The organism is Sphaerisporangium sp. NPDC004334, assembly GCF_053602655.1.
On the sequence record NZ_JBSGDZ010000006.1, the window covers coordinates 108,339 to 130,256 of the forward strand.

Below are 21,918 nucleotides of genomic sequence, written 5' to 3' on the forward strand. Positions count from 1 at the left end.
ATGCATGACGACGCCGCAGCCACGGCAGCGCCGCCCACCTCCGTCCGCCCGGCGCGACGCCCTCCTCACCAGGGCGACCAGACACGGACAGCGAACGCAACACCACCACGCAACGGAACCCCACCGAACGGCCACCACCGGCCGCGATACTCCCCTGGCTCCGAATCAGCCCCTCCATCCGGCGCCGCGTCGCCGGAAAGAAATACCGCGCACCCGACACCACCACCCGCCGCGCATCCCCGAGCACCCACCGCCTACCCACCACCGGGAGCGACGCTCACCTCGCCCGAATGGGCTTACATCCGGCGCCGCGTCGGCGGGAAGGCAGTACGTCGAAGCCGGCGCCGCGTGCGGCGGGGAACCGGTTCGCCATGCCGGCGCTAGGCGTGGTCGTCGGGCCAGGGGGCGCCCATGGCGTTGGCCACTTCTTGTAGCCAGGTGTCGACGCCGGCCGGGTCGAGTGCCTGGGGCTCCCCTCCGGTGGCCTCTCTCAGGAGCTCGGCGTTCCTGCGCTGGGCGTCGGCCTGGGCGTCGCGCACCGCCTCGGTGACGGCCTGCGCGATCGAGGCGCTGTCCAGCCGCATGATGCGGGGGTCCAGCGTCACCTCCACGATCTGGCCGCCGCCGTCCACCACCGCCCCGGCCAGCCCGCCGGCCGCCGTGCCCTCGCCTTTGACGGCCCGCAGCTCGCCGACCACGCCGCTGAGGCGCTGGATGGCCTCCTCGCTCTGCCGCGTGACGCGTTCGAGGTCCTCGAGCCGGAAGTCGTCCGGTCGGAACACGGCACAGCTCCTTCGCTGGGTTGGCGAGCCCGTGGGGACTCCGAGGGGTACGGCGGGGGTGGTGCGGGTGGTGCGGTCCGGGCCAGGGCCGGGCGCGACGGGTCAGGGGTGGTAGGGCTCGGGCTGGTTCTGCTTGGGCTCGCGCCACTCGAACCCGGCGGAGGGGGGCAGCTGCGCCGGCTGCCCGGCGGGCGCGGCCGGGGGCTGCTGGAACGGCGGCAGGCCGTGGGTGTCGATGACCGCCTTCCTGAAGTCGATCTTCGCGGCTCCCGTGGGCTCCAGGTTGAACATCTGGGCCAGCGCCTTGCCGGCGAAGTACACCGACATGCCGCCCGCCACCGAGGAGACCACCTTGGCCAGCAGGCTGGTCGCCATCGCGATGGTGCTGGTGGCCATGGCCCCCAGCGCCTCCAGCCGCGCGTACCCGGCGGCCGCGTACGGCGTCGCGAGCATCGCGGCGGCGATCGGCAGGGCCGCGCCGAGCACCACCACGACCCGGCCCAGGGACACCCAGTAGGCCCGGTAGGCGTCACCCAGTTCGTCCACGATGCCCGCGATGTTCTTCACGTACCCGCGCAGGCTCTCCATGGCCTCCTGGAAGCGCTCGACGGCGTCCACGTACGCGTCGTGGTCCAGGGCGATCCAGCCGTCCTTGCCCTTGTCGCCGAGGTTGCGGATGTAGCTCTTGATCGCCGTGTCCAGGCGGGAGTGGATCGACTCCCAGTTGTTGTAGGCGTCGGCCATGCCGGGAACGTTCGCGACCGCGGTGGCGGCGATGGCACTGCCCACGACCAGCGGCCGGGACAACAGGGCGGCCTTGCGCAGGTCGTTCAGGACCGAGAGCGCGCTGCCGCCCGCGAGCCTGAAGGACGGCGCGTACGACCCAGCGGGCATGGTGCGGAGCTCCTTCGCGTCGCTCGGTTGTCACACGTGGACGGCTGTCGTCACACGTGGATGGCTGTTGTCACACGTATACGGCTGTGGAGCGCTCCTCGGCGGTACGCCAGTTGCTCCGCGCGGTGTCGAGTTGGTGAGTCCAGGTCTCGAGGACGGAGACGGCCTCGGAGAGCTTGGCGCGCACGTCGTCCTGGAGGTGGTCGTAGCGCAGGCCGATCACCACCTCGCCGAGCGCCCCCCAGCCGGGGAAGCCGATCTCGGTGCTGTCCACCATCGCGCGCCATTCCTTGATGGCCGGGATCACGTCTTCGTTGATCTCGTTGATGATGCTCTGGATCGCCTCCGAGGTGACGTACCTTTCCTGCACCATGCCGCCTCCATGATCCGAATGTCGCGCATGATGTCTATCAGCAGTTCTGGATCAATCAGGCGCCCTGTCACATTTGTTCATCCAGTCGTAGACGATGGAAACATCGACGATGATCACTGTTCACGCCCCCACGACGGGACGGCGGCGGCTGTAGGGTGCCTCGGGCCGGGCCATGCCGGTACGGGCGAGGAAGGATGGAGGGCACGTGACCGAGTTCGGCGACTTCGCGAGCATCGACATCGACAAGCTGCTGACCGGGGCGCAGCGGCAGCTCGCCCAGGTAGAGGAGCTCCAGCGGCGCACCGCCGAGCTGGTCGGCCGTGCCACGGACAAGGACGGCCACGTGACCGTCGAGTACACCGGGCAGGGGCTGCAGGAGCTCGAACTCAACCCGCGTGCGATGCGCCTGCCCTCCGCCGACCTGGCCGCACTCATCAAGACGGTGGTGCACGACGCCGGGCGCGACCTGGAGCGCCAGACCAACGAGTTGATGGAAGAGCTGTTCGGCGCGGAGGACAACCCCATGCGGCTCCTGCGCGACCCCGAGGCCGCGCTCGCGCAGGTCAAGCAGGCCGAGGCCGCCTACGACCGCACGTTCGAAGAGGTCATGGCCGACCTGGACCAGATCCGCCGCCGCCTGCAGTGACGGCCGGCACCGGTCGATGACGCCGGGAGCTCCGGCGTCATCGGCCGCGGGTCAGATGTTGGCGGGCGGCTGCCCGGTGCCGTAGGGGTTGGCGCCGCTCGTCCCGGTGTAGCCCGTCGTCCCGGTGTAGCCGGTCGTCCCGACGTCGGAGAGGTTGCTCAGCGGGATGCGCACCTGCTTGACGCCGTCCTTCTGCGCGTTCATGGCCATGATCTGGCCCTGCAGCTCCGACTGCTTCCCGGTGACCATGGAGAACGCCACCATGCCGGCGGTCGCGGCCATGCCGTACTTGGAGACCAGCCTGGTGATGACCGCCTGCGTGCCGGTCGCCGCCACCTCCGACGACGCCTGCGTCGCCACGTTGACGCCCGGGATACCGCGCGTGGCCAGCGTATAGATCGTCAGCGCCGTGAGCAGCGTCCCAGCCGTGCCCGAGGCCAGCGCGCCGTAGAAGGAGAGCTTGCCCATGCCGTGCATGATCTTCGCGGCGTCGTAGTGCGCGCTCGTGGCGTCGCCGAAGTTGGTCGCCATGAGCCGCGCGGTGTCCTTGACGGCCTTGTAGTCCTCGGCGGTCCAGTCCTCCGCGGGCACGTCGTTCACGTGTTTGGTGAGGTCGTCACTGATGTTCTTGATGCCGTTGCCGGTCTCGGTCCACTTGTCGCCCGCCCCGTACAGGCTGCTCGGCTTGGAGGCCACTCCGCCGATGGCCAGGCCGATCATCTGCCCCCGGACCGGGTTGACCACACAGTAGGCCAGGGCTCCGATCACCCCGGCGACGTACCCGTACTCCCAGCCTTCGTAGCTCACTGCTTCATCCCCTTTTTGAGCGCCTCGGCGTTGGCGGCCAGGTCCTCCTCCATCAGCCGCCACCGGTCCCCGGACAGCTTCAGATCGTCCCGCCAGAGCTCCATCTGCTTGCGGACCGTCTCGATGTAGGTCACCGAGGTGGTGGCCATCTCCCCGTGCTTGCCGGAGATGGGCATGCCGACCAGGCCGCAGTCCATCCAGCCGATGTGGTTGTCCTGCGGCTTGCGCTTGACCTCGTCCGCGCGGCCGCCGACGTCCCTTTCGATGTTCTTGCCGAGGTCGATGACCGCCTGGTGCTTCACCTTGCGCGTCTGCGACGCATTGGCGGGGGCCGTGCCGGTGTATCCGTTCCCGGTCGTGTTCGGTATGCGGGGGAAGCCACCGCCACCGCCACCCCCGGTGTCCGGCAGGCCGGGGATCTGCGGCATGCCGCCGCCTCCCGTGCCGCCGCCTCCGGGGCCGCCGCCCGGGCCTCCGGGCAGGTTCAGACCGCCGGTGGGGTCGCCCACCGGCCCCGTTCCGGTCCCCGTGGGGTCGGTGAGGCTCGGGTTCTGCCCCACCGGCACGTTCGGGATGGCCGGGATGCCCGGGTCCTGCCCGGTGGGAATGCCCGGGTTCTGACCGGTGGGAATGCCCGGGTTCTGACCGACGGGGTCGTTCACGTTGGGCAGGCCGGGAATGCCCTGGTCGGGGATCGGCGGGATGCCCGGGATGGAGTTGGTGGGGTCGCCGGGGCCGGCGTTGACCGGGTCGAGCGGCACCGAGGTGGTCGGATCGCCGGGCGAGAACGGCTGACCAGGGGCACCCGTCCCGACGGGGTCCACGGTGAACGGCTGGCCGGGATCACCCGTCCCGATCGGGTTCACCGTGAACGGCTGCCCTGGATCACCGATCACCACGGGATCCCCGGTTCCCACCGGATCGGCGGTGAACGGGTCACCGGGCGAGAACGGCTGACCGGGGTCACCCGTCCCGATCGGGTTCACCGTGAAGGGCTGACCGGGATCCCCCGTCCCGATCGGGTTCACGCTGAACGGCTGACCGGGGTCACCGGTCCCCACCGGATCGGCGGTGAACGGGTTCCCCGGCGAGAACGGCTGTCCGGGGTCACCGCCCCCCAGCGGGTTCACGCTGAACGGCTGACCGGGATCGCCCGTGCCCACCGGATCGGCACCGAAGGGGTTACCGGGCGAGAACGGCTGTCCCGGGTCGCCCGACCCCACCGGGTTCACGCTGAAGGGCTGACCTGGATCGCCGCTCCCCAGCGTATTGACGCTGAACGGCTGACCGGGGTCACCGCCGCCCACCGGATCGGCGCCGAAGGGCTGCCCCGGCGAGAACAACTGGCCGGAGTCCCCCGACCCCACCGGATTCACGCTGAACGGCTGACCAGGGTCGCCGCCGCCCATGGAGTTCACGCTGAACGGCTGACCTGGATCGCCGCCGCCCAGGGGGTTCACGCTGAACGGCTGGCCGGGGTCGCCCGTGGAGATCGGGTTCGCGCCCATCGGGTCACCCGAGGTGAACGGCTGCCCGGCGCCGCCCTGGGCGTCCTGCCCGCCCGGCCCGGCGAAGTTCTGGTGCACGAAAGCGGAGCCGTCGGACCCGCCGCTCTGCCCGTCCCCGGGCCCGCCGCCCGAGACCGTGTACGGCCCGCCCGCGACCGAGCCGCCCTGCATCGCCTCGCCGGCGCCCCCCGGCGCGGCCGAGGATGGGCCTCCCGCGTTCAGCAGGGCGTCGAAACCGCGTTGCTCGCTCACCTTGCGTCCCCCCGTCTCCGGCCGCCAGGGTCTTGATCAGCCTGTGAGACGGCAGACTAACCCAGTGCCCGCCGGACCGTACAGAAAGCGCTCAGCCGGTCATAGCACGGCACATATCCATCTCGACACCAACATCCCGGTTCGCGGGCGCGCTTCTATGCTGTCGGCGACGACCCGCCAGGCAAGGCTGAGGTGGCATGCAGACCCGTCGTGATCTTTACCAGGCCCACCGGCTGATGATGCAGCGCCTGGGCATGGCCCTGCTGCAGGGCGAGCCGGACATCCCCGAGTCGCCCATGCGCAGGCACAACGTCGCCATGTTCTGCGGTGTGCTGGTGGCGGTGCTCGTGGCGGCCTGCTTCGGCATCTACGGCCTGCTCAAGCCCGGCGGCGCCACCTCGCTGACCGCGCCCGGCACGCTGATCGTCGAACAGGAGACCGGCGCCACCTTCGTCTACAGCCAGCAGGAGGCACGGCTCATCCCGGTCGCCAACTACACCTCGGCCCGCCTGATCCTCGACACCCCGCAGGTGACGGTGCGCACGGTGTCGTCGGCGTCGCTCGCCGGCTTCACCCGCGGCACCCTGGTGGGCATCCCCGGCGCGCCGGAGTCGCTGCCCGCGCGCGAGAAGCTGGTGCGCGGCCCCTGGTCGGCGTGCGTGGCCGAGACCGTGGACCCGGGCGGCACGCGCCGGCCGTACGTCTCGCTGGTGGGCGGCATGGACGTCGGGGGCCGGCCGTTCGGCTCCGAGGCCATGATCGCCGACGACGGCCAGCAGTCCTGGGTCATCCTCGCCGACCGCCGCATGCGGGTCTCCGACGCCGGAGCGCGCGCGCTGTCGGCCGCCGCGCCACGTCAGATCCCCGCCACCTGGCTCAACGCCCTGCCCATCGGCCCGGACTTCCGCGGCCCTCGCATCGCCGGTCTGGGGCACCGGCTGCGTGGCCCGGACGGCCGCGCCTCCGCCGTGGGCCGGGTCTACACCGTGCCGGCGGTGGCCGGCGGCGAGGTCCGCTGGTACGTGCTGCTCGGCGACGGCATCGCGGCCATCTCCCAGACGCAGGCCACGCTGCTGCTGCAGGACCCGGCGAGCAAGGCGGCCTACGGCCGGCTGCCGGTGCGGCCGATCGAGGTCGACGCGTCCAGGGCGAACGCCTTCCCGCTGTCCAGGACGTCGATGGCGGTGAGCGGCATGCCCGCGACGATGCCGAAGGTCGCGACGCCCGATCCGGCGTCCCCGCTGTGCACCGTCTACTCCGACACCGGCAGGGGCTCCACCCGCGCGCGGCTGACGATCGGCGGGCGCATGCGCATCCCGGTTCCGCCGAACGCGGGGGCCGATCAGGAGCACTTCGACCAGGTGCTGCTGCCGCCGGGCGGCGCGGTGCTGGCCGGGCTGCTCCCGGGCGAGGGCCAGCTCGGCTCGATCCAGAACTTCGCGCTCGTCACCGACCAGGGGCGCAAGTTCGCCCTGTCCTCCGGCGATCTGCTGCCGAACCTCGGGTACGACGCCGCGGAGGTGGCGCCGCTCCCGGCGGGCATCTGGCACCTGATCCCCGAAGGGCCCACGCTGGACCCCGCCGCGGCCCGGACACCGGTTCCGATCACCCAGACGACGACCGTGAAGCCGTGATACCGGCCATGAAGCCGTGATGTCAGCCATAGCCACTGGTACGAAAAACCGTTACTGACTCGCAATGTGACGTATGGCCATGTTGTGGTGATTGATCCTAGGGTTTGAGTGATCAGCATCGCGGGGGCACACGATGCGTTTCGCAGTGTGGGCCATCGCGTTCACGGCCAGGCCACACTCCTTGGAGGTATCCGTGAGCCAGCAGACCTCAGCACAGCTCCCTCAGATCGTCGAGTCGGCGAAGAAGACCGAGACGGCCCACGGCCTCATCGGCAGCATCCAGACCCAGCTGCAGGGGCACGTCTCCGAGCTCCGCGCAGGCTGGGGCGGCGCGTCGGGCATGGCGTTCGAGGCCGTCTACAACGAGTGGAACGGCGAGCTGTCCAAGGTGCTCGGCGAGCTCCAGGGTCTCGCGGTGAAGCTCCACCAGGTGGAGGCGCGTTACCGCAACACCGAGGCCGACCAGACCGCGGCGGCGCACCGTGTCATCGGTGGCGCGCTCAGCGGCAACATCAACGCCTGACCCCACCCTCCTCGGACAACGGAGAAGATCATGGCTGGTATCAACAACGACATCGACCGCACGCTGGTCAACTTCGGGTCGATGACCACCGGCGCCCAGGACTTCGCCCGCCAGTGGCAGGCAATGGAAGGCACGCTGCAGGAGCTGGAGGGCAACCTCGACCGCCTGCTCGGCGAGTGGGAGGGCGACGCGCGCGCCGCTTACTGGGCCGCGCGGGCGCAGTGGGACGCCGCCTCCGGCCGCATGGCGGGTCTGCTGCAGCAGCTCGGCGCGGTCATCCAGCAGGGTCACGAGAACTTCCACCTCACCGAGAAGGCCAACGTCGCGATGTTCGACGGCCGTTGACGGCCGCCGCGGACCGAATCCGTAACTCCGGGAGCGGACCGCCCTGGCGACGCGGCCGGCGTCCGCGGGGCGGCCTGACGGCTTAGGGGGCAAACATGGCCGGAAACGACGGCTACCAGGATTTTCACCTCGACGGTGACTGGCCGGGAACCGACGCCAAGGGTAAGACCGACGTCCACCACACCAACGTCGAGAACCTCCTCAGAGACCTTCTGACGGACGTCGAGCAGCTGAAGGGCGTCAAGTCCGGCTCGCTGTCCCATCTTCGGGCGTTCGGGAAGGTCTCCCCCACGCACCTCGGCGAGTGGGACGCGGCGCAGCAGCTGGGCACCGTCTTCGGCCAGGGGCACACGGCGGTCACCGCCAGCTACGAGAAGCTCATCGCCCAGTACGAGGCGGCGATCGAGACGATCAGGACGGCGTACGGCAATCTCAAGAACGCCGAGACGGCCAGTACGGTCGACCAGGTCAAGCTGGTCTAGTCAAACAGCGAGGCGATGGGTCGAAATGGCGCGCATCAGCGATATCCAGCCGGTCCGGGCGGGCACGGCCGCCCCCCAGGGGGACGCGGACTCCTACGGCAGCGTCGAGCACGTCAGGAAGCTGCTGAACAACACCGACCCCGGCGGGGTGTCGGAGGCGGGCAACGCCTACATCCTGGCCGCAGGGGTGCTCGACGGCCTGGTCACCAATCTCCGGACGGCCGCCGACAAGCTGTCCAAGGACTGGCAGGACTCCTTCTCCGCCGAGGCGCAGAAGGCACTGCAGCTCCTGCACGGCTCGGCGCGCGAGGTGGCGGAGCGGGCGCGCCAGGTCGGCACGGCCCACAACACCTACGCCGAAGAGCTCACCAAGGCCAAGGCGGACCTGCCCGAGAGCGGCATGTTCACCTTCGACGACGACTGGTACGGCTGGCTGACCAACGGCGGGGACGGCTCGGAGAACGAGCAGGCCCGCCGGCACATCGAGGAGCTCAACAACAAGATCACCTCGGTCTACCAGAGCCTGCCCGAGACGGTCACGACGGTGCTCCCGTCGCCGACCGGCGCGATCACGCCGCCGGTCATCCCCGTGAACTACGACGGGACCGACCCCTACAACGGCGGCAGCGGTCCCTACGGCAAGTACCCGGGGTCCAACTCGACGACCTACCCGGGGTCCGGCTTCGACCCGACCGGCACGGGGAACGGCACCGGCGACGGCTCGACCGTCATCCCCGGCGACGGCACGGGGTCGGGTGACGGGACCGGGACAGGCACCGGGAACGGCACCGGCACCGGCACCGGGACAGGCACCGGGAACGGCAACGGGACAGGCAACGGCAACGGCAACGGCACGGGGAACGGCAACGGGACGAACCTGCCGGGCGGCATCAACGACCCGTCCGGGCAGAACGGCGCCGGGGGCAACGGGGGCGCGGGCACCAACCCGAACGACCCCCGCACCACCAACCTGGCCGGGTTCGACCCGCGCACCAACCCCGCACTGAACAACCCGGCGCTCAACAACCCCGCCCTCAACAACCCGGCGCTCAACAACCCGGCGCTGAACAACCCCGGGCTCAACGGAATCGGGACGAACCTCCCGACCGGCGTGAACGGGACGACCTTCACCAGCCCCACGGGCGTGGGGTCCGTCCCGATCGGCTCGGGCGTCAACGGGGTCGGCGGCGCCGCCGGACTGAACGGCGGCACCGGCTACGGGGCGGGCTCCGCGCTCGGAGCCGCCCAGAACGCGGCGCGCGGCATGGGCGTGGGCACGGGCCCCGGCGGGATGGGCGGCATGCCGCTCATGCCGATGGGCGGCTCCCCTGCGGGCGGCGAGAACCAGGAGCGCGAGCGCTCCACCTGGCTCACCGGCGACGAAGACGACTGGTGCACCAACCAGCAGGTGGCCCCCACCGTCATCTGCTGACCCCGCTCACCCCCCGGTGGGCGGCCCATCGACCGCCCACCGTGCGAAGTAGAGATGCCGAAAAGGGTGCCCCCGCCCGCCCAGCGTGGGCGGGGGCACCCTTTTCGGCGTGCCGTGCCCCGGCCGTTCGCCCGGCCAGGGCCGCCACGTGTCCCCCCCGGCTCTGCCGGTGTCCCGCGAACCCCTCCCCGGTACACCGGCCCTCCCCTTGCCGACGCCCCGAGCCGTTGGGCGCCTGGCATCAAGGTTCCACGCGCCGCTTGCAAGTCACTTAAAGCCCGCTTGACACATATGCCACCAAGCACCACATAGACGACTCCGCCCCCCGGCACCGCGCCGAGAAGACGACCCGACCCTGCACGCGACGACGGCATGGTCCACGGCGCGCTCCTAGGGCCGCAGGCGGCGAGACACCACTCCCAGCAGCCGCCTGCCGGAGAAGTAGCCGAACCTGCGCGAGTCGACGCTGACGGCGGGGTTGTCGCCCAGCAGCACCAGGCAGTCCTCGGGGACCCGCGCGCCGCGATCGGCGGAGGCGTCCATCACCTCGGGAACCGGGTCGCCGGGGACGGCCACCGCCCGCTTGATGATCCACTGTCCGGGCGGCACCGGGTCCGTCATCACCACGACCTGGCCCGGGCGCACCGCGGACAGCGGCGTCCTGCGGACCAGCACGCGCTCGCCCGCCCGGTAGGTGGGCTCCATGCTCTGGCCGTGGATCGTCACCACCAGGAAGCGGCGCCGCAGCCACGCCCACATCGCGGCCAGCGCCAGCGCCACCAGTGCGGCCGTCGAGATCAGTCCCGTCACGACTCCCTCCCGGTGAGAGCGGCCGCGTCGTGGTGACCCTCCGGCTGGACGGGGCCTCCGTCGCGGTACTCCCCGCGCTCCAGGAGGGCCGCGTCGCGGCGTTCCTCGGGCGCCGAAGCCGCCGCACGACCCTCCGCCTGGACGGGGACCCCGTCGCGGTAGCCCTCGGCCTGGAGGGTGAAGAGCTTGGCGTACGCGCCGCCGGCGAGCATCAGGTCCTCGTGGGTGCCGCGTTCGGCGACCCGGCCCTCTTCCAGCACCACGATGAAGTCGGCATCGCGCACCGCGCCGAGCCGGTGGGAGATGAGCAGGCTGGTGCGGCCGGCCCGGAGGGTCCGCAGCCGCCGGTGGATCTCGTGCTCGGCCCGGGCGTCCAGCCCCGCGCTCGGCTCGTCCAGGATCATCACCTCGCAGCCCTCGCGGAACAGCGCCCGGGCGAGCGCCAGGCGCTGCCACTGCCCGCCGGACAGGACCACTCCCGTTGTGGGGTCGTCCTTGTCCATCTCGCCGAAGAAGGCGCGGCTGAGCATGGTGTCGTAGCCGCGCGGCAGGTCGCGCACGATCTCGTCCACCCCCGCCCGGCCCGCGGCGGCCACGACGCGTTCCCTGTCCCCCATGGCGGGCAGGTCGCCGAGCCCGATGTTCTCGGCGGCGGTGAAGTCCCAGGACATGTAGTCCTGGAAGACCGCGCCCAGGCGTTCCCTGAGGTCCGCGGGCTCCATGTCACGCAGGTCCACGCCGTCCCAGAGGATGGAGCCCGACGTCGGCTCGTAGAAGCGGCACAGCAGCTTCACCAGCGTGCTCTTGCCCGCGCCGTTGAGACCCACCAGGGCCACACACGACCCGTGCGGGATGGTGAGGTCCACACCGCGCAGGATCCACGGATGGTCGTCGCTGTAGCGGAACCAGACGTCGCGCAGTTCGATGTCGCCGCCCCTCGGGGCCGGCCGGGGACGCGCCGGCCGGGGCAGGTCGGGCCCCATCCGCTCCAGGGTCAGATAGTGGCCGAACATGAGCAGCTCCTGGTGGGTGTAGGCGGCCTGCTCGGCCAGCGAGCCCACCGCCGTCTGCACGGCGGCCACCGCGACCACGAACATGGACACGTCGCCCACCGTGCCGTCGCCGTTCAGCGCCGCGTTGATCGCCAGGATCAGCCCGAGACCGGCCGCGACCGCGCCGGCGAGGCTCAGCGCCGACTGCGTGACCAGTTCGCGGCGGTCGAGCCTGCGGTGCTCCGCGTTCGCCCGAATGCGCTCGGCCCTCATCCGCCCCTGCAGGAAGACGCCGAGCCCGAACAGCCTGATCTCCTTGGCGGCCTGCACGTCGGTGAGCAGCCGCCCGTAGAAGAGCTCTCTGCGTTCGATGGGGCTGATCTGCCACATCACCTGGGCGCGCCGGCGGCTGAGGGACAGCTCCGCGATCAGCGTGGGCAGGGCGGCGCCCAGGACGGCCACGGTGGCGACCGGGCTGATCACCGCCAGAGAGACGACGAATCCGAGCACCGTCACGGCGCCCTGTGCGATGCCGAGCGCCCCGTCGGCGATCTGGCCGGAGGTGTGGCGGGCGGCCTGGTCGGCCATGCGCAGCCGGTCCAGGAAGACCGGGTCCTCGAACCTGGCCAGCCCGGTGAACCCGTTGACCTTCGTGTACAGCCGGTCCTGCGCCCGCAGGGCGGTGGAGCGTTTCAGCTCGTCGCGCAGGTACCGCCGGGTCTGCGGCAGCGTGAGCGTCAGCGCCCCGAGGGTCACCAGGGCGACGGCCGCGGGCAGCACCGCGGACCGGTCGCCCGCCAGCCCGTCCAGGACGATCTTGGTCAGCCAGGCCGCCGCGACGGGGATGGCCGCGGCGAGAAGGGAGACGGCCACGTGGCCCGTCAGCAGCAGCGGCCCGGCCTCCCAGCTCAGCCGCAGCGCCGCGCCGAGCTCTCGCGCGCGGGACCGGACGCCTTGCTCCCCGCCGGTCATACCGTGATCGGCGCGGTCAGGGCGGACAGCTCGAAGCGCGCCGCCGCGATGGACGCCTCCGGGCCCACCAGGCAGAACGTGGGGAAGGCCCGCACTCCGAAGGCCGAGGCCACCGGTCCTTCGTGGTCCTCCACGACCACGCGGGTGACCTCGGCGAGCGCGAGGACCATGGGGTCGGACTCCTCGGCGCCGGCCACCACGGCCAGCGCCCGGTCCCGTCCGCCGCGTAGCGCCCCGGCGTGGGCGAGGAACCCCGGCAGGGCGGCGCGGCACGGCTCACAACCGGGCGAGAAGAATCCGACGACCGCGCCGGCGTCCAGCATGGCCCGGGACACCGGCTCATGGTGGACGGTGATGGCGGTGAAATCTCCGATGAGCGAACCCGGCGCGGGCAATCGTCCGGCGGGCCCCATTCCGGACAAGCCATCAAGCCTTTTCGTGTGTTCCCTTATTCGCCGCACCAAAGCGAGCGTCATCAGAAGATTCAGCCCGCAGAGGATGCTCAGCACGATCGCGACCGCGGTCAAATAGGGCACTGCATCCGGTCCTCTCTGATGGTGTTCCGCCGGCCGGGCGGACCCGGCCGGCGGAGGCGGATTCTCGGACTACGGACAGGGATCAGCGGGGAAGGACGGGATCGGACACCTACGGGCGGTAGAGGCAGGCGTCACAGATGACCACGTTGCTGTCGGGGTAGTAGCAGCAGTATCGGGAGTGCCGGCCGCCGCACTGCTCATACCAGCAGGACGCGGCCTCCGCCCGGCCCTTGGGAACCATGACGCCCAGGAGCCGGTCGGCCAGGGAACCGATTTTTCTCACGATCGTTCACCCCTTCTGTGAAGACCGAAACCGAATTCACGGTCAGGAGCGATTGTTGAGCGCCGCCGTAGGGGTGGAGTAGAAGAGGCGTAGACATTCTGTTCAAGGACCACGTCCGGATGGAGATCCGCTTGGCGCCGATGAGGTTTCGCTGCCTTGGGCCGCTGGAGGTGTGGGACGGTGAACGCTGGGCGTCCCCGAGCGGCGGCAAGGCCCGGGCGGCGCTCGCCGCCCTGATCGTCAGGGCGGGACGGCATACTCCGGCGGATCACCTGGTGCAGGACCTGTGGGGCGACGCGCCCCCGGCCTCGTGCCGCACGCTGGTCCGCGGCTATGTCCTCGCGCTCCGGCGGCTGCTCGGCGACCGCGGCGCCGAGGTCATCCAGTACCGCAACGGCGGCTACCGGCTCAACGCCGGGCGCGAGGCCATCGACGCGGCCTGCTTCGAGGACCTGTGCGACGAGGCCGGGCGACTGCGCGCCCGCGGTGAGCTCGGGCGGGCGCACCAGGTGGTGGAGCAGGCTCTGTCGCTGTGGCGGGGCCCGGTGATGGAGGACGTGCCGGTCACCTCGTCGGTGGCCACCTACGCCGACATCCTGGGGGAACGCCGGCTGACGGCCCTCGAATGGCGCATCGAGGGCGATCTTCGCGGCGGCCGGGCCGAGGGCCTGGTCGAGGAGCTGGTGAGCCTGGTGGCCGAGCAGCCGTTCCGCGAAGGGCTCGCGGTCCAGCTCATGCGCGCGCTGCACCTGTCGGGGCGGCGTCCGGAGGCGCTGCGCTTCTTCGCCGGTCACCAGCGGCGGCTGCGGGAGGATCTCGGCGTCGGCCCCGGCCCCGAACTGCGCCGGGCGCACGAGGAGATCCTGCTCGACGAGCGGCCCCGCCTCCCTGGACGGCCACCGGTGTCCGGCGCCGGCCGGCACCGCCCGGGAACGCCCGCCGACTCCTCCGTCCGCGCGGCCCCGACCGCACCGCAGGAGGACAGCACGGCCCTCGACACCGGCGCACACGCCGGCGCGGGCCAAGGCGCGGACGCGCACCGGGACAGCGGCGCGGGCCGGAGGGCGGACGCGCACCGGGACACCGGCGCGGGCCGGGGGACGGACGCGCCGCCGGGCGAGGAGGCGGCGGGCGGGGAGCGGCCGCGGCGGCAGGGGGCCGGGGTTCCGATGCAGACGCCGGCCTGTCCCGCCGACTTCACCGGGCGCGAGGAGCTCGTCGAACGCTGGACGACGGCGCTGGCCGCGGAAGGCCCCCGGGCGCTGCGGACCCTCGCGATCTCCGGCCGGGCGGGGGTCGGGAAGACGACTCTGGCCGTGCACCTGGCGCACCGGCTCAGGGACGACTACCCCGACGGCCAGTTATGGGCGGACTTCTCCGGCGACGTCACGCCCGTCACCGTCCTCGGGCAGATCCTGCGCTCGCTCGGCGTGCCCGGCCCTTCGGTCCCCGAGCCGCTCGACGAGCGCGTCCTGCTCTACCGCAGCCTGCTCGCGGGCCGGCGGGTCCTGGTACTGGTGGACAACGCCGACGCCGAGCCGCAGATCCGGGCGCTCCAGCCGGGGTCGGCCGGCTGCGCGGTCGTGGCGACCAGCCGCAGACGGCTGCTGGGCCTCGCGTCGGCGTCCTTCGTCGACCTGGACGTCCTCGGCCCCGACGCCGCCATGGACCTGCTCTCCAAGATCGTGACCGACGGCCGGGTCCAGCGGGAGCCCGCCGCCGCGCTGGAGATCGCCGAGTTGTGCGGCCGGCTGCCGCTCGCCGTGCGCATCGCGGGCGCCCGCGCGACGGCCCGCCCGTCCTGGCCGCTCTCGGCGTTCGCGGCCGAACTGCGCGACGAGACCTCACGGCTCGACCGGCTCAAGGCGGGTGATCTGGACGTCAAGGCGGCCATCGGCGCCTCCTACGCGGGCCTGGACGAGCCGCACCGCCGGTTGTTCCGGCTGCTCGGGCTGCTCGACGCCCCCGACTTCCCCCAGTGGGCCGCCGCCGCGCTGACCGGCGCCCCACAGCGGCTCGCGCAGGACCGGCTGTACGCCCTGGCCGAGGCCCGGCTGGTGGACGAGGTCGGCCCCGACGCGGCCGGGCGGGCGCGTTTCCGCCTGCACGACCTGATCCGCATCTTCGCCCGCCACCGGGCCGAGACCGAGGACGACGCCGCCACCCGCCGCGCGGCCCTGACGCGCGCGCTGGGCGGCTGGCTGCTGCTCGCCGAGGAGGCCGACGCGCGCCTTCCCGCGCGGACGGTGGCCGAGTTACGCCCGGCCGCGTCCCGCTGGCGACCGGACGCGGCCGACGACCCCGACGACCCCGACGACCCCGACGGCGCGCGTCGCCTCGGTCACCCTGACGGCGCGGACGGCACGGACCGCGCCCATCACCTCGACGGCGCGGATGACGCCCATCGCCCTGACGGCGCGGACGGCGTCGAGGCCATGGTGGGCGACCCGTTCACCTGGTTCGAGGCGGAGCGGCGGGCGATCGCCGCCGCGGTGCGGCAGGCGGCCGCCCTCGGCGAGACGCCGTACGCGTGGGGGCTGGCATCGGCCGCCCAGGGGTTCTACGAGCTGCGCGACACCCCCGAGGGCACCTGGACGCACCGGCTGGCGCTGGCCGCCTGCCGGCGGGCCGGGGACCGCCTGGGCGAGGCCGTCATGCTGCGCAACCTCGCCGACCTGCACTCCGGCAAGTCCGGAACCGCCCCCGGCGACAAGCTGGAATCGGCCGGCGCGGCCACGGAGATCTTCCGCGAGCTCGGCGAGCGGCGCGGCGAGGCCGACGCCCTGTACCTCTGCGGCGACGCCCACCGGATGCGCGGTGACCACGACCTGGCCCTGTCCCGGCTGCGCGAGAGCCTCGCCATCGCCCGGGCCTGCGGCTACCCCCTCGGCGAACTGCACGTGCTGCAGCAGTTCGCCATCATCGACAACGAGCGCAGCCACTTCGAGGAGGCGCGGGCCCATGCCGAACAGGCCATGGCCATCGCGCGGCGGCTCGCCAGCCCCCGCGACGAGTCCGTCGCCCGGGCGCTGCTCGGCGTGATCCACAAGCGGTGCGGCCGGTTCGCCGAGGGCGGCGAGCAGCTGCGCGTCGCCGTCGCCAAGGCGCAGGCCTCCGCGGACCCGTTGCTGGAGGCCATGGTGCTCGCCCATCTCGGGCAGCTGTACGCCGACCATGGCCATCCCGACGCCCGCGCGACGCTGGAACGCGGCCTGGCCCGCAGCGCCGCCTGCCACTACGACTTCGGCCGCGCGATCGCCCTGCACGGGCTCGGCCGGCTGGAGACCGCGGAAGGGCGTCCCGAGCAGGGCATCGACCGGCTGCACGCCGCCGCCGCGCTCTGGGAGCGCCTCCAGCACGCCTACGGCAAGGCGCGCACGACGGCGGCGCTCAGCGAGGCCTACGCCGCGAACGGCGACCTGCCCGCCGCGCGCCGCACCCTGATCGCCGCGTGCCGGCAGTACCGCGACCTCGGCGACGAGAAGGAGGCCGCACGCCTCAGCGCCCTGCTCTGGGAGAGCATCGAGGCCCCTCTCTGACCCCCGCCGCCCACGCCGGCGCACGCGCCGCATCGGACGCGTGCCAGGGCTCGCGGCCGGAACCCAGGCCGTGCGCTTGTTCTCGGCGTCTCGGGCGGCACGCCCCGCGTGCCCTGCCGGGTAGGTGGGCCGGCGGCCCGGCCGGGGACGTGTGACGGTGAGCCGCCGCGCGCCCCCGGTACGGCGCCCGCGCCGTACCGGGGCGCGGGTCAGGACTCGTGGTCGGCGGAGGCCGGGACGGGCTGGTCCCCCTCGACGGGGACCACGCGGCGGACGACCACCGTGCTGATGCGGTTGCGGCGGCCGGCCGTGCTCTCGGCGGTCAGGTTCAGCCCGTCCACCGTGGCCTGCGAACCGGCGATGGGCACCCGGCCCAGGGCGTGGGCCAGCAGGCCGCCCACCGTGTCGACGTCGTCGGCCTCCAGCTCGATGTCGAACAGCTCGCCGAGCTCGTCCACCGGCAGGCGCGCCGTCACCCGGGCGCTGCCGTCCTCCAGCCACTCCACCCGGGGCGCCTCCTGGTCGTACTCGTCGGCGATCTCACCGACGATCTCCTCCAGGACGTCCTCGATGGTGACCAGCCCGGCCGTGCCGCCGTACTCGTCGATCACGATGGCCAGGTGGATCTGGCGCGCCTGCATCTCGCGCATCAGCTCGTCGATCGGCTTGCTCTCGGGCACGTAGGTCGCCGGGCGCATCAGCGAGCCGATCTTCTCGCCCTCGGCGTCGCCGTCCGCCGACGCCTCGTGCACCCGCCGGACGACGTCCTTGAGGTAGGCGATGCCGACGACGTCGTCCTCGTTCTCGCCGACCACCGGGATGCGCGAGAAGCCGCTGCGCAGCGCCAGCGACAGGGCCTGGCCGAGGGTCTTGCCGCGCTCGATGAACACCATGTCGGTGCGCGGCACCATCACCTCGCGGACCAGGGTGTCCCCCAGCTCGAACACCGAGTGGATCATCTGACGCTCGTCCGGCTCGATCACCCGGCGCTCCTCGGCCAGGTCGACCAGGTCGCGCAGCTCGGCCTCGGAGGTGAACGGGCCCTCGCGGAAGCCCTTGCCGGGGGTGAGGGCGTTGCCCAGCATGATCAGCAGTTTGGGCAGCGGCCCGAAGATGCGCGTCAGCCCGTACACGATCGGCGCGCTCGCCAGCGCCACCGGCTCGGCGTGCTGCCGGCCGAGGGTGCGCGGCGAGACGCCCACGATGACGTAGCTGATCACGATCATGACGCCGGCCGCCACGGCGTACGCCTGGCCCTTGTCGCCGAGCCAGTCGATGCACAGCAGCGTCACGATCACCGTGGCGATCAGCTCGCAGCTCAGCCGGAGCAGCAGCAGCAGGTTGAGGTAGCGGGGCGGGTCGGCGACGATCGCCTGCAGGCGCTGCGCCCCCCGGCGGCCCTTGCGCGCGAACTCTTCGGCGCGCACCCGCGAGATGCGCGCCAGAGCGGTCTCCGCGCTGGCCAGCAGGCCACCGAGGAAGATCAGAAGGATGGCCGACAGCAGCCATCCGCTGGGGGAACTCACGGCTCCCGCCGCACCTCCCGCCACGCGTCGAGCAACTCGCCCTGGAGCCCGAACATCTCGGCGTGCTCCTCGGGCTCGGCGTGGTCGTACCCGAGAAGGTGCAGGATGCCGTGCGTGCAGAGCAGCTCGAGCTCCTCGCGGGTGCTGTGACCGGCGTCCGCGGCCTGCTTGGCCGCGACCTGCGGGCACAGCACCACGTCGCCCAGCAGCGCCGGGTCGAGCGGGGCGTCGACGTCCTGACGCGAGCCGCCGGGGTTCGGCCGAAGCTCGTCCATCGGGAACGCCAGGACGTCCGTCGGCCCGGGCTCGCCCATCCACTGCTCGTGGAGCTGCGACATCGCCGCCTCGTCCACGACCAGGATGGACAGCTCGGCCAGCGGATGGATGCCCATGCGGCCGAGCACGTGACCGGCCAGCTCGACGAGCGAGGACTCGTCGACCTCGACGCCCGACTCGTTGGCCACCTCGATACTCATGGTGTTCGTTATCTCCCCCGCGGGCGCTTGGCGCCCTTGATGTCGGCCGGCTCGGCGGTGGCCTCGTCGTAGCGGCTGTAGGCGTCGATGATGTCGCTCACCAGCTTGTGCCGCACGACGTCCGCGCTCGTCAGCCTGCAGAAATGGATGTCCGGGATACCTTCGAGGATATCCTGGACGACCTTCAGGCCGCTCTGTTGCCCGCCGGGCAGGTCGATCTGCGTGACGTCGCCGGTGACGACGATCTTGGCGCCGAAGCCCAGGCGGGTGAGGAACATCTTCATCTGCTCCGGCGAGGTGTTCTGCGCCTCGTCCAGGATGATGAACGCGTCGTTGAGCGTGCGCCCGCGCATGTAGGCGAGCGGGGCGACCTCGATCGTGCCCGCGGCCATCAGGCGCGGGATGGAGTCGGGGTCGAGCATGTCGTGCAGCGCGTCGTAGAGCGGGCGCAGGTAGGGGTCGATCTTCTCGTAGAGCGTGCCCGGCAGGAAGCCCAGCCGCTCGCCCGCCTCGACCGCCGGCCGGGTGAGGATGATGCGGTTGACGTCCTTGTTCTGCAGCGCCTTCACGGCTTTGGCCATGGCCAGATAGGTCTTGCCGGTGCCCGCGGGCCCGATGCCGAACACGACGGTGTGCTTGTCGATCGCGTCGACGTACCGCTTCTGGTTCACGGTCTTCGGCCGGATCGTGCGCCCGCGCGAGGACAGGATGTCCAGGGAGAGGACGTCGGCGGGGCGGCCGGAGCTCATGCGCAGCATGGCGATGCTGCGCTCGACGGCGTCGGTGGTGAGCTGCGCTCCCGATCGCGCCAGCTCGACCATCTCCTCGAAGAGGCGGACGACCAGGCCGCTCTCCTCAGGGCTTCCGCTGATCGTGATCTCGTTGCCGCGGACGTGGACGTCCGCGCGGAACGCGGCCTCGATGACCCGCAGCAGCTCGTCGCGGGAACCGAGGATCGTCACCATCGGGTGCTCGTCGGGGATCACCACCTTGGCCTGCGTGCGCGACGGGCCCTTGGTTCGAGGCGGTTCGCTTGTGGTCCGCGCGCCGTTGGGCGCGCTGCGGGGTTCGTATGACTCGGACATGGGCGGCCCTTGCGGCCTGCTCGCCTCCCGGTCTTGTGCGTCGTCGGTCGCGCTCGTGCGGCTTTCGGCCCGGTGCTGCGTCCCGACCGCGCGGTTGATTACCCCATGGTATCCGGGCCGGGCTCAGCCCGGTGGCCACTGGAGGCCGCGGCCGCCCAGCACGTGTCCGTGCACGTGGAACACCGTCTGACCGGCCTGCGGCCCGGTGTTGAACACCAGGCGGTACCCGGTGTCGGCCACGCCCTCCTGCACGGCGACGTCGTGCGCGGCCTTCAGCACCGCATCGGCCAGGCCGTCGTCCGCGGCGGCCAGCGCCGCGGCGTTCTCGTAATGCCCCTTGGGGATCACCAAGACGTGCGTCGGCGCCTGGGGATTGACGTCCCTGAAGGCCAGCGTGCGCTCGGTCTCGTGGACGACCGCGGCGGGGATCTCCTTGGCCACGATCTTGCAGAACAGGCAGTCTGTCACGCCCGCATGGTAGTCACCTCTGTTGCCAATCGGTAATACCGAGGAGGTCCCGCGGAAAGATCCGCGCGGCTAGGGTTGGTGTGCGACACTTCAGCGTCAGACAGCGGTCAGTGTCGGCCAGGCCATCGGCGAGGACACAACTGGGTCATGCCCCCTAAAGAATCGCCAGAGCGTAAACCCTCTGGAAAGGCCGTGCGTCCAACAGATGTGACCACCGAGACCCTCGTGGCCGAAAGGTCGCTGGGGGCGGTGCCCGTCGGATGGGACGCCGACATGGCCGTGACGGCGCTTTACAGCGCCCACTATCGGTCTCTTGTGCGTCTCGCCATGCTGTTGGTGCGCGATACCGCGACCGCGGAGGAAGTCGTGCAGGACGCGTTCGTCGCCCTCCATGGGGCGTGGCGCCGCCTGCGCGACACCGACAAGGCACTCGCCTACCTGCGCCAGTCGGTCGTCAACCGATCGCGCTCAGTGCTCCGCCACCGTGCCGTCGTGGAGAAGTACGCCCCCAAGGGGCTGCCCGACGCGCCGAGCGCGGAGAACGGAGCCATAGGAGAGCTCGAGCGGTCCGCCGTGATCGAGGCACTGCGCGGTCTCCCGACCAGGCAGCGCGAGGCCTTGGTGCTGCGTTACTACGGCGACCTCTCCGAGGCCGAGATCGCGCACGCCATGGGCATCAGCAAGGGCGCGGTGAAGAGTCACACCGCCCGCGGCATGGCCGCACTACGCACGACACTGGAGCAATTGTCATGACCGAGTCCCCCGACGAGTACGGCGAGGTCCTGCGCCGTGTCTTGCGCGCGGAGGCGGATTCTGTCGTGCCCTCCGCGGAAGGATTGCAGATCATCCGCACCCGCATCGAGCAGCGCGGCGTGCGGGGCATCTTTTGGTGGCGAGCCGCCGCCTCGGCGTTCGGCGCCGTCCTGGTGGCCGCCGCCGTGGTGATGTTCGTGCCGGGCCTGAAGGTCCAGATCGGCACCGGCCAGCACATCATCCAGGTGCAGTACGACACCTCACCTCCCGACGAGTCGAGCACGCAACGCCCGCCGAACGGCGTCCACTCGTCGTCGGCGGTCGTCGGCTCGCCGACGTCGCGGCCGGCCGCGACGCCCAGCGGGACGGCGCCGGCGGTCCCCTCGCCTTCGGTGACGGCGTCGCCGGGCAACGACTGCGCCACCGCCGCGCCCACCGCCGTGGAGCCGGACGCGTCGGACTCGCCGCAGCCCTGCGCGGAGCCCACGGCCACCGAGTCGCAGCCCGACCGCACGACCGAGCCGCGGCCCACGCCGAGCCGCCAGAGCACGACGCCGACGCCCACGCGGACCGCCTCGGCCACCCCCAAGCCGTCTCCGAGGCCGACGGTGGAGCAGCCGACCCCGACCGCCTCCCAGGCCCCCAGCGACCCCCCGGCGCCCACGGCCACCCCCTTGATGACCACCGAGGCCGACAGCAGCACGAACACCTCCCAGGAGTAGCCGCCGTCCCGACCAGGGCACGGCGGCTCCTCCGGCCGGACGCCCGCGGGAGGCCGACGCTCTCCCGAGCAGGGCTCT

At 71.9% G+C, this 21,918-nt stretch carries 22 protein-coding genes; 9 read left to right on the forward strand and 13 right to left on the reverse strand.

The annotated features are described in order from the left end of the window. Positions 1–380: 380 nt before the first annotated feature. The 3 genes from ACWEN6_RS09050 to ACWEN6_RS09060 all read right to left on the reverse strand — a co-directional run bounded on the left by ACWEN6_RS09050 (position 381) and on the right by ACWEN6_RS09060 (position 2,049). On the reverse strand, positions 381–782 hold the full coding sequence (locus tag ACWEN6_RS09050; protein WP_452569705.1) for a YbaB/EbfC family nucleoid-associated protein: 402 nt from the start codon (positions 780–782) through the stop codon (positions 381–383). A 102-nt stretch (positions 783–884) separates the two neighbouring features. Continuing rightward, the gene (locus tag ACWEN6_RS09055) at positions 885–1,676 is read right to left on the reverse strand and encodes a hypothetical protein (RefSeq protein ID WP_452569706.1); all 792 of its coding nucleotides are present in this window, start codon (positions 1,674–1,676) and stop codon (positions 885–887) included. Between the two features lie 70 nt (positions 1,677–1,746). Further along, positions 1,747–2,049 carry a hypothetical protein gene (locus ACWEN6_RS09060; protein ID WP_354835009.1) on the reverse strand — a complete coding sequence of 101 codons (303 nt, stop codon included), beginning with the start codon at positions 2,047–2,049 and terminating at the stop codon, positions 1,747–1,749. 205 nt (positions 2,050–2,254) lie between these two features. Between ACWEN6_RS09060 and ACWEN6_RS09065 the strand changes: the two genes are divergently transcribed. Next, positions 2,255–2,695, forward strand: coding sequence for a YbaB/EbfC family nucleoid-associated protein (locus ACWEN6_RS09065; protein ID WP_354835011.1), 441 nt, complete (start codon positions 2,255–2,257; stop codon positions 2,693–2,695). Between the two features lie 51 nt (positions 2,696–2,746). Here the strand turns inward: ACWEN6_RS09065 and ACWEN6_RS09070 are convergent, their stop codons facing one another. Together ACWEN6_RS09070 and ACWEN6_RS09075 are read right to left on the reverse strand one after the other, a co-directional pair. After that, complete coding sequence (locus tag ACWEN6_RS09070) at positions 2,747–3,502, reverse strand: hypothetical protein (protein WP_452569707.1); 756 nt, start codon at positions 3,500–3,502, stop codon at positions 2,747–2,749. Next, positions 3,499–5,262 (reverse strand): hypothetical protein, encoded by a 1,764-nt coding sequence (locus tag ACWEN6_RS09075; RefSeq protein WP_452569708.1) that lies wholly within the window; start codon positions 5,260–5,262, stop codon positions 3,499–3,501. Before ACWEN6_RS09075 ends, ACWEN6_RS09070 begins: the two co-directional genes overlap by 4 nt. 197 nt (positions 5,263–5,459) lie before the next feature. On the opposite strand from ACWEN6_RS09075, the gene eccB reads away from it, so the two are divergent. The 5 genes from eccB (at position 5,460) to ACWEN6_RS09100 (ending at position 9,678) form a co-directional block, all read left to right on the forward strand. Further along, complete coding sequence (gene eccB / locus ACWEN6_RS09080) at positions 5,460–6,896, forward strand: type VII secretion protein EccB (protein WP_452569709.1); 1,437 nt, start codon at positions 5,460–5,462, stop codon at positions 6,894–6,896. A 193-nt stretch (positions 6,897–7,089) separates the two neighbouring features. After that, positions 7,090–7,419, forward strand: coding sequence for a WXG100 family type VII secretion target (locus tag ACWEN6_RS09085; RefSeq protein WP_354835019.1), 330 nt, complete (start codon positions 7,090–7,092; stop codon positions 7,417–7,419). Between the two features lie 30 nt (positions 7,420–7,449). Continuing rightward, the gene (locus ACWEN6_RS09090; protein WP_354835021.1) at positions 7,450–7,764 is read left to right on the forward strand and encodes a WXG100 family type VII secretion target; all 315 of its coding nucleotides are present in this window, start codon (positions 7,450–7,452) and stop codon (positions 7,762–7,764) included. A 95-nt stretch (positions 7,765–7,859) separates the two neighbouring features. Next, the gene (locus ACWEN6_RS09095) at positions 7,860–8,246 is read left to right on the forward strand and encodes a substrate-binding domain-containing protein (RefSeq protein WP_354835023.1); all 387 of its coding nucleotides are present in this window, start codon (positions 7,860–7,862) and stop codon (positions 8,244–8,246) included. Between the two features lie 25 nt (positions 8,247–8,271). Next, the gene (locus ACWEN6_RS09100; protein ID WP_452569710.1) at positions 8,272–9,678 is read left to right on the forward strand and encodes a WXG100 family type VII secretion target; all 1,407 of its coding nucleotides are present in this window, start codon (positions 8,272–8,274) and stop codon (positions 9,676–9,678) included. Positions 9,679–10,068: 390 nt separating this feature from the next. On the opposite strand, the gene ACWEN6_RS09105 is transcribed toward ACWEN6_RS09100, so the two are convergent. The 4 genes from ACWEN6_RS09105 to ACWEN6_RS09120 form a co-directional block, all read right to left on the reverse strand. Further along, entirely contained in the window at positions 10,069–10,488 is a 420-nt protein-coding gene (locus ACWEN6_RS09105) for a S26 family signal peptidase (protein WP_452569711.1), read from the reverse strand. Beyond that, positions 10,485–12,452, reverse strand: coding sequence for an ABC transporter ATP-binding protein (locus ACWEN6_RS09110; RefSeq protein WP_452569712.1), 1,968 nt, complete (start codon positions 12,450–12,452; stop codon positions 10,485–10,487). The genes ACWEN6_RS09105 and ACWEN6_RS09110 overlap by 4 nt, the downstream gene beginning before the upstream one ends. After that, positions 12,449–12,787, reverse strand: a complete 339-nt coding sequence (locus ACWEN6_RS09115) for a hypothetical protein (protein WP_452569713.1) — start codon at positions 12,785–12,787, stop codon at positions 12,449–12,451. Before ACWEN6_RS09115 ends, ACWEN6_RS09110 begins: the two co-directional genes overlap by 4 nt. A gap of 310 nt (positions 12,788–13,097) precedes the next feature. Next, complete coding sequence (locus ACWEN6_RS09120) at positions 13,098–13,271, reverse strand: hypothetical protein (protein ID WP_354835033.1); 174 nt, start codon at positions 13,269–13,271, stop codon at positions 13,098–13,100. 119 nt (positions 13,272–13,390) lie between these two features. Between ACWEN6_RS09120 and ACWEN6_RS09125 the strand changes: the two genes are divergently transcribed. Further along, positions 13,391–16,810, forward strand: a complete 3,420-nt coding sequence (locus ACWEN6_RS09125) for an AfsR/SARP family transcriptional regulator (protein ID WP_452569714.1) — start codon at positions 13,391–13,393, stop codon at positions 16,808–16,810. A gap of 209 nt (positions 16,811–17,019) precedes the next feature. Here ACWEN6_RS09125 and ACWEN6_RS09130 read toward each other — a convergent pair whose 3' ends face one another. The 4 genes from ACWEN6_RS09130 to ACWEN6_RS09145 form a co-directional block, all read right to left on the reverse strand. After that, entirely contained in the window at positions 17,020–18,336 is a 1,317-nt protein-coding gene (locus ACWEN6_RS09130; RefSeq protein ID WP_452569715.1) for a hemolysin family protein, read from the reverse strand. Then, complete coding sequence (ybeY, locus tag ACWEN6_RS09135; protein ID WP_354835039.1) at positions 18,333–18,812, reverse strand: rRNA maturation RNase YbeY; 480 nt, start codon at positions 18,810–18,812, stop codon at positions 18,333–18,335. Before ybeY ends, ACWEN6_RS09130 begins: the two co-directional genes overlap by 4 nt. A gap of 8 nt (positions 18,813–18,820) precedes the next feature. Continuing rightward, a complete protein-coding gene (locus ACWEN6_RS09140) occupies positions 18,821–19,897 on the reverse strand; it encodes a PhoH family protein (RefSeq protein ID WP_452569716.1) in 1,077 nt (358 codons plus the stop codon). Positions 19,898–20,020: 123 nt separating this feature from the next. Continuing rightward, on the reverse strand, positions 20,021–20,365 hold the full coding sequence (locus tag ACWEN6_RS09145; RefSeq protein ID WP_354915359.1) for a histidine triad nucleotide-binding protein: 345 nt from the start codon (positions 20,363–20,365) through the stop codon (positions 20,021–20,023). Between the two features lie 273 nt (positions 20,366–20,638). On the opposite strand from ACWEN6_RS09145, the gene ACWEN6_RS09150 reads away from it, so the two are divergent. Then, positions 20,639–21,118, forward strand: a complete 480-nt coding sequence (locus ACWEN6_RS09150; RefSeq protein ID WP_354835444.1) for a SigE family RNA polymerase sigma factor — start codon at positions 20,639–20,641, stop codon at positions 21,116–21,118. Beyond that, a complete protein-coding gene (locus ACWEN6_RS09155) occupies positions 21,115–21,840 on the forward strand; it encodes a hypothetical protein (RefSeq protein WP_452569717.1) in 726 nt (241 codons plus the stop codon). Before ACWEN6_RS09150 ends, ACWEN6_RS09155 begins: the two co-directional genes overlap by 4 nt. Positions 21,841–21,918: the final 78 nt, after the last annotated feature.

What these genes read in the sequence shown, in the direction of transcription:
- ACWEN6_RS09055 (WP_452569706.1), bottom strand. Translation starts at nt 1,676, where the DNA reads ATGCCCGCTGGGTCGTACGCGCCGTCCTTCAGGCTCGCGGGCGGCAGC.
- ACWEN6_RS09060 (WP_354835009.1), bottom strand. Translation starts at nt 2,049, where the DNA reads ATGGTGCAGGAAAGGTACGTCACCTCGGAGGCGATCCAGAGCATCATC.
- eccB (WP_452569709.1), top strand. Translation starts at nt 5,460, where the DNA reads ATGCAGACCCGTCGTGATCTTTACCAGGCCCACCGGCTGATGATGCAG.
- ACWEN6_RS09090 (WP_354835021.1), top strand. Translation starts at nt 7,450, where the DNA reads ATGGCTGGTATCAACAACGACATCGACCGCACGCTGGTCAACTTCGGG.
- ACWEN6_RS09095 (WP_354835023.1), top strand. Translation starts at nt 7,860, where the DNA reads ATGGCCGGAAACGACGGCTACCAGGATTTTCACCTCGACGGTGACTGG.
- ACWEN6_RS09100 (WP_452569710.1), top strand. Translation starts at nt 8,272, where the DNA reads ATGGCGCGCATCAGCGATATCCAGCCGGTCCGGGCGGGCACGGCCGCC.
- ACWEN6_RS09110 (WP_452569712.1), bottom strand. Translation starts at nt 12,452, where the DNA reads ATGACCGGCGGGGAGCAAGGCGTCCGGTCCCGCGCGCGAGAGCTCGGC.
- ACWEN6_RS09125 (WP_452569714.1), top strand. Translation starts at nt 13,391, where the DNA reads ATGGAGATCCGCTTGGCGCCGATGAGGTTTCGCTGCCTTGGGCCGCTG.
- ybeY (WP_354835039.1), bottom strand. Translation starts at nt 18,812, where the DNA reads ATGAGTATCGAGGTGGCCAACGAGTCGGGCGTCGAGGTCGACGAGTCC.
- ACWEN6_RS09140 (WP_452569716.1), bottom strand. Translation starts at nt 19,897, where the DNA reads ATGTCCGAGTCATACGAACCCCGCAGCGCGCCCAACGGCGCGCGGACC.
- ACWEN6_RS09150 (WP_354835444.1), top strand. Translation starts at nt 20,639, where the DNA reads ATGGCCGTGACGGCGCTTTACAGCGCCCACTATCGGTCTCTTGTGCGT.
- ACWEN6_RS09155 (WP_452569717.1), top strand. Translation starts at nt 21,115, where the DNA reads ATGACCGAGTCCCCCGACGAGTACGGCGAGGTCCTGCGCCGTGTCTTG.